Origin of the sequence: Ruminiclostridium cellobioparum DSM 1351 = ATCC 15832, assembly GCF_000621505.1 — a bacterium.
GTDB lineage: Bacteria > Bacillota > Clostridia > Acetivibrionales > DSM-1351 > Ruminiclostridium > Ruminiclostridium cellobioparum.
Genome location: NZ_JHYD01000067.1, coordinates 1 through 10,396 on the forward strand (window position 1 = coordinate 1; position 10,396 = coordinate 10,396).

A 10,396-nucleotide genomic window follows, 5' to 3' on the forward strand; every position below is an offset into this window, starting at 1 on the left:
AAAAAGGTAGAGTTTGGATAGAGACTTTTCCAAAGAGACCACCCTGCTTTTTTCAATTTCAGAAAACAGAATCAAATCCAGCAGAAGTTTCTTTTGATAGTCTACATGAGAGTTCCAATTACACAACATTAATATAGCCTCCAAAACCAGTGTTATGGCAATTAATACCATACGCTGTGGTTTTCAAATTTTTGGAAGCTAATGTCAAGGTGTACAGTAACCATATATGGTTACTACTGGTAAATGTTGTTGGAAAATTTAAAGTAAAAAACTGGAGAATGTTAGAGGTGCGAGAAGAAAATTGCATCTTAAAACATAGAGCTCGAAAGCTATTGGAGTTTTCGAGAGTATTATATTAATTTAAAGGAGGGTTTCATGTTGTTAAAAAAGAGTGTGTTATCAAAAGTTTTGTCATTTTCACTTTCTTTTTTTATCGTCTTATCAATGATGACTCAGACAACATTGGCCGCATACCAGGCAGAGCTTGACGGCATGCCACTGACAGACGATAGTTTACCCACATTCATTGGCGCTGGTGCAGTGGGTGAGCCGGTAGGTTACACTACAAATAGTATGATGAAGGAAATATATGAAGCTGAAAAGGACGGGACCTCTTTCTGGATGGACAGGATGCTTGCAAGACCAGGCAATGATCCTTCAACAGCGGATAACCAAGGGAATATGCTGTCCAAGGGCAGATCCATTTGGATGGGCTGGCATGATCCTTCAAAGTTGGGTTTTGCCGGAGAGGTTGCCTATATTGACGAATCGGACAGAGATCAAAGTTTAAGTAAAACCGATGGTGTCAGCGGTTACATAATAGACCTGACCTCAAGTGGATTGACGGAGAATGTGAGCAAACGGGTCAGCTATCCAAGTTATTGGACCAGCGAATACAATGATGTAAATGGATTAAATGTTAACATAAAAAAGTTTTTTACTGAAAATAATGTTGCTGTGTCTGTACTCGACATTAAGAACAATTCATCTGCAGCAAAAAACATCACTATGACAGTGACATCCCCAAGAGCAAAAAATCCCAGTGGTGATGAATTGACGGGAGAATATTCGGCACCAAGAGGATTGACAAAGATTTATCCAAGGATTTCAGGTGACGGTTTGACAGCCAGTGGGACAAGCCTGACAGGTACATTTAGTGTTGCAGCGGGACAAACAGTGAGTAAAAAGGTTATTATGGGCTTTATTACCGATGAAATTCCTGAATCTACAACAGATTACAACCGCTTTAAGGGATATGATCCCGAAACTGCATTTGTAACACAAGTAAGAGAATATAACCAATGGTGGGCAGATAATATTCCTTACATAGATGTTCCGGATAAAAACATAAAGAAAATGATTTATTATCGTTGGTGGCTTGACAGGTTTAATTTACAGGATAATGAATTATCTATCAGTAAGGGATACGCTTTCCCTACCAGCGTGGAAGGTGTTACTGGCTATAATAATGCCATAACGTTACCATTACCATGGATGCTGGAAGAGAGCAGATACTTAAGGAATCCTGACTTAAACTACGGTACATGGCTATCCATGGGTGCAACATCAGGCGGGGGAGCATTTAAAGACAACCCGGGTAATGCTCCTTTCTGGAATTACGGTCCTGGTACAGAGATGAAATCCTTTGTACAATACATAACAAAAGCCGGATGGGATTCATATAAGGTTTATGGAGGACAAGATGCACTTCTCAGCAAATTTGCTGATTATGGCTATAACGATGTAAAAGACTTTATGGCTAAATATGATAAAAATAACGATGGTATTATTACTCTTCCTGATGGCAGCTGGACGGGCTTTGATTCGGACAGTCCTGTTACAAAGTACTACAATAATAGCGGTGGAACAGGCGGGACAGGTGGGCCTGTAGACAGTCTTAGTTCCGCTTATGTATATGCGAATGCACAGGCTGTATCCGAGATGTACAGCAAGCTTGGAAACACGGAAAAGGCAAATGAGATGAGTGTGCTTGCAGATAAAATTAAATATGCGGTCCTGACAAAAATGTGGGACAGCAACAAAAAGGAGTTCTTGAATAAAGATGTTAATTCTTCTGAACTTAACCCATGGAAGGATATAATAAACTTCTACCCATACACTATGGGACTTGTGCCAACTGATGATCCAGACTATCGGGAAATGTTTAAGTTATGGACAAATCCAAATGATTTTGTCGTATGGCCGGCCCTTATAGGGGATATACAGGATTCACACGCAGCAGAGGCATCTGGAAAATCAATGACATATAATTCTGCTCCGTCATCAATGGGTGTGAGTTTGAGCTTCCTTGCCAAGGCTGTGAAGGATTATCCTTCAGATTATATTACTGCTGACGTATACAAACAGCTTCTATACTGGGGAGCATGGGGGATGTATGTTGGCGGAAACACAGATTATCCGGATGCCAATGAGTTCTGGAGCAATGTAGATAACTCATCTATAGGCTATAGATCATGGATACACCACAATATGCATTCAAAATATAATGTAAGCATTATAGAAGATGTTGCAGGATTTACACCAAGGCTGGACAATAAAATTGAACTGAACCCTATCGATATTGGTTGGGGACATTTTACAGTAAATAACTTGAGATACCATGGAAGTGATCTGACCATCATCTGGAATGGGGACAACCATTATGATGGTATTCCTGAAGGATACTCAGTTTATATTGACGGGACAAGATCCTTTACTGTGGATAGCTTGAAACACCTGGTGTGGGACTCATTAACGGGTGAAGTTACATTCCCTGATGGAGATTCAGCAAACGTGTCCTACAATGTTTCTGACCCAAGCTTCCAAAGTGCTGATGGAGTAAGCTATTCCGGGGATAGAGTTGCAGAAATGTTTAAAAAGGTAGGTTTGAATATTGCAGGCACAGCAGCGGTTACTGGAGTTAGCGTTGCTCCCAGTGAAATGTCTCTTTACAAAAATCAAACCAAACAACTTACTGCAGCTGTTGAGCCGCAAGATGCTCAGAATATAGCTGTTAAGTGGCAATCAAGTAATCCTGATATAGCTTCTGTAGACGAATATGGCAACGTGACCGGAGTTTCCGAAGGCCAGACCACAATAACTGCCACCACAGAGGATGGCGGATTTAAGGCTTCTTGTACTGTTACTGTCAGTCAAGCTAATGCAGGGGATCTTGCCGTTTTAAAATTGGATAAAAGTGATATGTCTCTTTTTACTAATGATACTGGCAAATTAACTGCTTCAGTGCAGGGAACATTTAATGAATTGACCAATATTGCATTAAATACTAGAGGTACGGGTTATCCTGCACCATCAGCTTCTTATACAAACAGCAGTGATAATATCTGGTACGCCGTGGATGGTAGCGACAGTACCGATAAAAGATGGACATCATGGAATTCGAAAAATACCTCGGATTGGTTCCAGATAGATTTTGGTGCCAGCGAGAGTGTAAACAGGCTTGGACTAAATTTCTATAACGACGGAGGTGGAGTTGTACCGCCCACAAGTTATAAAGTACAGTACTGGAATGGAACAGAATTTTCAGATGTACAGAACATGAAGCAATCGCCGGTTACTCCCACTGGTACATCAGAAAATGTTGTCTACTTTGATGACGTAAGTACTCAGAAAATAAAAGTAATTATGACAAATAAAAATCCGGCAAATATGGGAAGCTTTGTTGGGATAAATGAAATTGGCGTATTTTATGACCCATATTACTCTCAAACTTTAAATTGGACTTCAAGTAATCCTGCTGTTGCAACAGTTGATCAGAGCGGAAATATTTCAGCCCTCTCACCAGGAACAACAACCATAACTGTAAAAACTTCTGACGACAAACTGCAGGATGAATGCGTAGTAACAGTAAACGCAGTAAACAAGTCGTTACTGGCACAAAAGATTAGCTATGTACAGCATGGCTTATCCGAGGAGGACTTTACTCAGGCTTCATGGACAGCGCTACAGTCCTCACTAAGTATTGCTGTGAATATCAATGATAAGTCCGATGCAACACAGACAGAAGTGGATGCTGCTTTAAAGGGTCTTATGGCTTCAATAAACGGCTTAAAGTATGAGGCAGATCATTCGATTATCGATTTTTCAAGTAATGGAACAGGAACACTTGATTTTGGTGGCGGCGATCAGGTAAAGAGATTCCAAACCTTCGTCGCAAGACCTGGCTACTCTGTCTTAAAAGGAGTAGACGTTAAAATCTTGGATAATAACGCAACAGGAGATGCCACATTTGAACTGTATAATGCAGATTCCAATGGAATGCCAATGGGCAGTGCATTGGCTTCTGCAACTGTATCCAAGGCAGCTGTGGACAGCAGTATAAGTCAAAACAATGGCATAGTACATGCTGGTTTAAACTTTGACGGACTTACTGCAGGGCAGCAATACATTATAGCGCTAGGTCAGACTACAGCCAGTGATACTGATCATGACTACAAATGGTATTCGTCAGCCGATACAAGTAACCCGGATTGGTGGAGAGAAAGTGTAACAAACCCTCAAGTCCGACAGGACGGTCTGGATGTGCCATCGGGCAAATATGACGGAACTAACTGGGCAGATGAGTCACGTCTTGGAGACTACTGGCTTAAGGTCTATACACAAACTGTAGATAAGACAGTCCTTGTTCAAAAGATATCTGATGCACAAGGCCTCGCTGAGGCGGATTATACACCGGATTCATGGATTGGACTTCAAAGTGTACTGAGTTCGGCAGTAGAAATTAACAACAGGATTGATGCAACACAAGGAGAAGTCGATTCGGCGGTTGATCAATTGAATGCTGCAATTAGCGGTTTAGTTATGGTAGATCATTCCATTATTGATTTCTCAAGTAATGGAACAGGGACTCTGGATTTTGGGGCCGGAGACCAGGCAAAACGGTTCCAAACCTTTATCGCAAGGTCAGGTTATACCGATATTACAGGAATAGATGTTAAAATTACAGATAATGGTGCTAAAAGTGACGCAACCTTTGAACTTTATAATGCAGATTCCAATGGAATGCCCACAGGCAGTGCCTTGGCTTCTGAAACTGTGTCAAGGGCAGATGTCGACAGCAGTATAAGTCAAAACAATGGCATAGTTCATGTGGCTCTGCACTACAGCGGACTTATAGAGGGAAACAAATATGCCATAGCATTGGGTCAGGCGACAGTCAGTAGCGTCAACAATAGTAATGACTACAAATGGTATTCGTCAGCCGATACAAATATCCCGAATTGGTGGAGTGAAGGTGTAACAAATCCTCAAATTCAACAGGACGGTCAGGATGTACCATCGGGTAAATATAGTGGAACTAACTGGGTAGATGAGTCGCGGCTTGGAGACTACTGGCTTAAAATTTATACGGCAGAGGCTGTTCCCGTAGACAAGGCCGCCCTTACTCAAAAGATTAGTTATGCACAGAGTCTTTCCGAGGAAAACTTTACTCAGGATTCATGGGCAGCACTGCAGTCTTCACTGGGTAGTGCAGTGGGTGTCAACGAAAAGCCCGAGGCAACACAAACAGAAGTGGATGCGGCTCTCAATAGTCTTATAGAATCAATAAGCGGTTTAAGGTATAAGGCGGATCACTCGATTATCGATTTCTCAAGTAAGGGTACAGGAACGCTGGATTTTGGCGGAGGTGACCAGGTAAAACGATTCCAAACTTTTGTCGCAAGGCCGGGTTACGTTAACATTACAGGAATAGATGTTAAAATTGTAGATAATAACGCTGAAAGTGACGCAATATTCGAACTTTATAATGCAGATTCCAATGGAATGCCAATGGGTAGTGCCTTAGCTTCAGCAACTGTATCAAAGGCAGATGTGGACAGCAGTATCAGTCAAAACAATGGTATAGTCCATTTGACCTTTACCTATAACGGACTTATCGCAGGAAACAAATATGCCTTAGCATTGGGACAGGCGACAGCAAGTGATGTCAATCATGACTACAAATGGTATTCGTCAGCCGATACAAGTAACCCGGATTGGTGGAAAGAAAGTGTAACAAATCCTCAAATCCAACAGGACGGTCAGGATGTGCCATCGGGTAAATACGACGGAACTGACTGGGCAGATGAGTCTCGTCTTGGAGACTACTGGCTTAAAGTATATACAGGAAAAGCAATTCCGACCATACCTACAGAATTAACAGCAACAGCGGCGGGTTCAAGCACCATAAACCTTTCCTGGACACCGGTACCAGAAGCAACTGGTTACAATGTTTACAGGGCCTCGGAGGAGGATGGAACTTACGCCAAGGTGGCAGAAATACCAATTAATTCACAGATTAATGGTATTCAGGATTCATCGGAAGATGGTGCATCATATTTATCGGTAGATACTACAACAAATTCGGCAATAGATTTTACACCTTATTTAACGGTAGATACTACAACGGCTTCGGGCATAAATGGTTCCGCTTATTCAGTTACATATGCTGACACCGGACTGCAGTCAGGCACTACATATTACTACAAGGTAACAGCGGTAACTGAAGCAGGAGAATCCTACAAATCTGAGGTTGCATATGCGACTACCGTACCTTTGGCAGTAGTGCCCGAAATACCGGCAAACTTAACAGCACGCGCAGCCGGAACAACCAGTATAAACCTTACCTGGACACCGGTGATTGGAGCTACAGGCTACAATGTATATATGGCAGCAACACCGGGAGGAACATATACCAGGCTGACAGATGGCACAATATTAACAAACTCATATATCAGCACAGGACTGAGTGCAGCAACAACGTACTTCTATAAAGTGACGGCAGTGAATGCAGCAGGAGAATCTGATAAGTCGGAGGTTGCGTATGCTACTACTACATCTTTGGAAGTAGCACCTGCGGTACCAACAAACCTAATAGCAAAAGCAGCCGGAACAAGCAGTATAAATCTTACCTGGACACCGGTACCGGGAGCTATAGGTTACAATGTATATATGGCAACAACACTTGAAGGAACATATACCAAGCTAACAGATAATGCAGTAACAACAAACTCATACTGCAGCACAGGACTGAGTGCAGCAACAACGTACTTCTATAAAGTAACGGCAGTGAATGCAGTTGGAGAATCTGAAATATCTGATGCTGTGTATGCTGCAACGTTAGCAAATAACGCTTCACCTTCCACATCAAGCGGCGGCTCGTCCTCAACGCCTGCACCAACACCAACAGTGCCTGCGTCTGTAGTATCAACAGAAAAGAATGGAACATCTGTGGTAGGCAAAACTACAACTGAAGCAAAGATTGATTCAAACGGAAATGCGGCTGCAGCTGTAACAAAAAGCCAGATTACGGAAGCTGTAACCAAGGCGGCAGCAGAAGCGGCTAAAAGTGCACCTGGAACAGCTGCGATAGTTGAAATAAAAGTAAACGCAAAAAGCGATGCAAAATCGGTTGAGACAAGCATACCTGTTGCAGCTATAAACACAATCAATGATAACAAGATTGATGAACTGATTATATCAACACCGATTGCAGAGATTACATTGGATCAGAAGACACTCTCCGGCATTTCAAAGGAAACTGGAACTGATGTGAAAATTACAGTCAGCAAAGTGGATGCAGCTACACTATCAGGAAAAGTGAAAAAAACCGTTGGAGACGCACCGGTATATGATTTAAGTGTAAAAATTGATAACAGAACCATATCCGAATTTGGTGGTAATATACAAATAGAAATACCGTACACACTAAAGCTGGGTGAAGATAAAAATGCTATTGTTATCTACAGCATTAATGCGGAAGGTAAAGCAGAAATAGTTGGTAATTGTGCGTATGATATTAAAACTCAAAGAATTACCTTTAGTACCGACCACAGCTCTCAATATGTATTAGGTTATAACAAGGTGACATTTAAGGATGTTGCAGCAAATGCGTGGTACGGCGATGCGGTTACATTTTTGGCCGCAAGGGACATCACAACCGGAACAGGCGGCAGCAATTTCGGACCGGCAGATAAGCTGACACGCGGACAGTTCCTGGTAATGTTAATGAAAGCATACGGGCAGAAACCTGATGAAAATTCAAAAGATAACTTCGTTGATGCAGGAAATACCTATTATACAGGTTATCTTGCGGCAGCAAAAAGACTTGGTATAACTGACGGAGTAGGTGACAATAAGTATGCTCCGAACAAAGAAATAACAAGGCAGGAAATGGTTGCATTACTGTACAATGCTTTAAAGCTGATGGGTGAACAACCTGCGGGAAAGGAAGGAAAAGCATTAACCGACTTTTCCGATGCAGGAAGTATCGCACCATGGGCAAAGGAGGCCATGACGGTGTTTGTAGAAGCAGGAATAGTTGGTGGCAGCGATAACATGCTTACACCAAAAGCGACTACAAACAGAGCACAAATGGCACAGATTTTATATAATTTATTGTCAAAATAGCAAATGGTAAATACTTAAGTTTGTTGATTTGACAGTAAAAAATAATTAGCAGCTGAAAAGCAGACAGTCTGAACTAATCCAGGCTGTCTGCTTTTTTCAATTTTTAAATGAAATTCAGTGTAGGATAAAATTTCAAATAAATTGCTTTATTAAGATTAGGATAATGATATAATGTATTATAAGAATTGATTGAAAAAAGCTTGATAATAAGTTTTGATATAAAATATTAGAATAAATATAGAATAAGTAGAGAATTTCAAAATATAATGAAGTATGGATGATGGAGGCAGGAGAGACCGTTTCCGGCACCGAAGAAGAAAATTGCAATAGGTCGTATTGCAGTGAACCTTTCAGGTAAAAGGACTGTTTTCGGACATATCTCTGAAAAGCCGGAGGAACCGGCACCGAAGGAGCAACGACCCGTATTGGCGGGGAGGAATCTCTCAGGTTTGGAAACAGAGGAAGATGACATTTTTTGTTGTCTTCTTTTTTTATTACCAAAATTAGCCAATGCAAAAATCAAAATATTGAAAAGGGAGGGTATTGTTGTGAATAGGACACCGCTTTATGCAGCACATGTGAAACTTGGCGGAAAGATGATTGATTTCGGGGGATGGGAGCTTCCGGTCCAGTATGAAGGAATTATCGAAGAACACCAAAAGGTAAGAAATGCAGCAGGTATTTTTGATGTATCCCATATGGGGGAAATACTGGTGAAAGGGCCCGATGCCGAGGGATTCCTCGAAGGTCTTGTAACCAACAGCATTTTAAAGGCAAAGGAGAACCAGATAGTCTACTCACCCATGTGCTATCCCAATGGTGGCGTTGTTGATGATCTGCTTGTATATAAGTATTCCCGGGAATACTATCTGCTGGTGGTAAATGCATCAAATACCCTTAAGGATTTTGACTGGCTGACTGAAAACAAGAGGGGGCAGGTTGAAATAGACAATGTGTCGGAGAACTTTGTCCAGCTGGCAATTCAGGGTCCGAAGGCTGAAAGTATTCTGCAGTCGCTCACAGATACCGACCTCTCCGGAATAAGGTTCTTTCATTTCCTGCCCAAGACATTGGTGGGTGGTTTCGATGCAATAGTATCCCGGACAGGATACACTGGAGAGGACGGTTTTGAGATATACCTGGAAGCCGGCAGCGGGGAGGCCCTGTGGAACAGGATTCTTGAGGCCGGGAAGGAGGAAGGCCTGGTTCCGGTGGGACTTGGTGCAAGGGATACCCTGAGGTTTGAAGCTGCGCTGCCCTTGTACGGGCAGGAAATATCGGGGGATATTTCACCCCTTGAAGCAGGACTTGAGAGATTTGTTAAGCTTGGAAAAGAGAGCTTTACCGGAAAAGAAGCACTTCAGGAACAAAGGGACAAAGGCCTCAAAAGAAAACTGGTGGGTTTTGAAATGGTGGACAGAGGAATCCCGAGAAGTCATTATGAGGTGAAGATAAACGGAAAAACAGAGGGTTTCATAACTACCGGAAGCTATTCCCCCACACTGAAAAGCAATATAGGGATGGCATTGATAAATTCCCAATATGCCATTGAGGGCAATGAAATCGACATTGAGATAAGAAAAAAGTGCGCCAGGGCTAAAATAATAAGCCTGCCTTTTTATAGCAAAAAATATAAAAAATAAGAATACTCTCGAAAAGTAATTGGTAATTTCGAGAAAAACCAATACTTCACTCCATTTTCTTTGTGAAATGGAGCTATTTGTAGAAAAAGCATTGTACCTTGAGAAATTAATAGTTGTGTAATTTTGAGCCCAGATTTTTTGGGACAGCAAATAAACCTTTGAAATTCAAAGATTTTTAAATGCTGTTTGAAAAGTTCTTGTACTATTGCAATAGACTCAGAATACTAAAGGATTTGTGTTTGATCCAAGCATCCAGATGTATATTAGCAGCAGCGAAAGTGGCTCTTGCAAAACGGTGCTTTGAGCTCCTTGTTTTACCAGCTTCGATGTCATAGTCCACAAGA

General features: G+C 41.7%; 2 protein-coding genes and 2 riboswitches. Both genes read left to right on the plus strand.

What is annotated here, in order from left to right:
* The first annotated feature begins 375 nt into the window (after positions 1 to 375).
* On the plus strand, positions 376 to 8,409 hold the full coding sequence (locus tag T344_RS28760; RefSeq protein WP_034862322.1) for an Ig-like domain-containing protein: 8,034 nt from the start codon (positions 376 to 378) through the stop codon (positions 8,407 to 8,409).
* A gap of 277 nt (positions 8,410 to 8,686) precedes the next feature.
* Positions 8,687 to 8,785: riboswitch (glycine riboswitch) on the plus strand.
* A riboswitch (glycine riboswitch) is annotated at positions 8,786 to 8,878 on the plus strand.
* A 79-nt stretch (positions 8,879 to 8,957) separates the two neighbouring features.
* The gene (gene gcvT / locus T344_RS0119090; protein WP_027630014.1) at positions 8,958 to 10,052 is read left to right on the plus strand and encodes a glycine cleavage system aminomethyltransferase GcvT; all 1,095 of its coding nucleotides are present in this window, start codon (positions 8,958 to 8,960) and stop codon (positions 10,050 to 10,052) included.
* The last annotated feature ends 344 nt before the right edge of the window (positions 10,053 to 10,396 follow it).

Bases quoted from the DNA above. Each gene is read 5' to 3' on its own strand.
- T344_RS28760 (WP_034862322.1), top strand. From the start codon at position 376: ATGTTGTTAAAAAAGAGTGTGTTATCAAAAGTTTTGTCATTTTCACTT.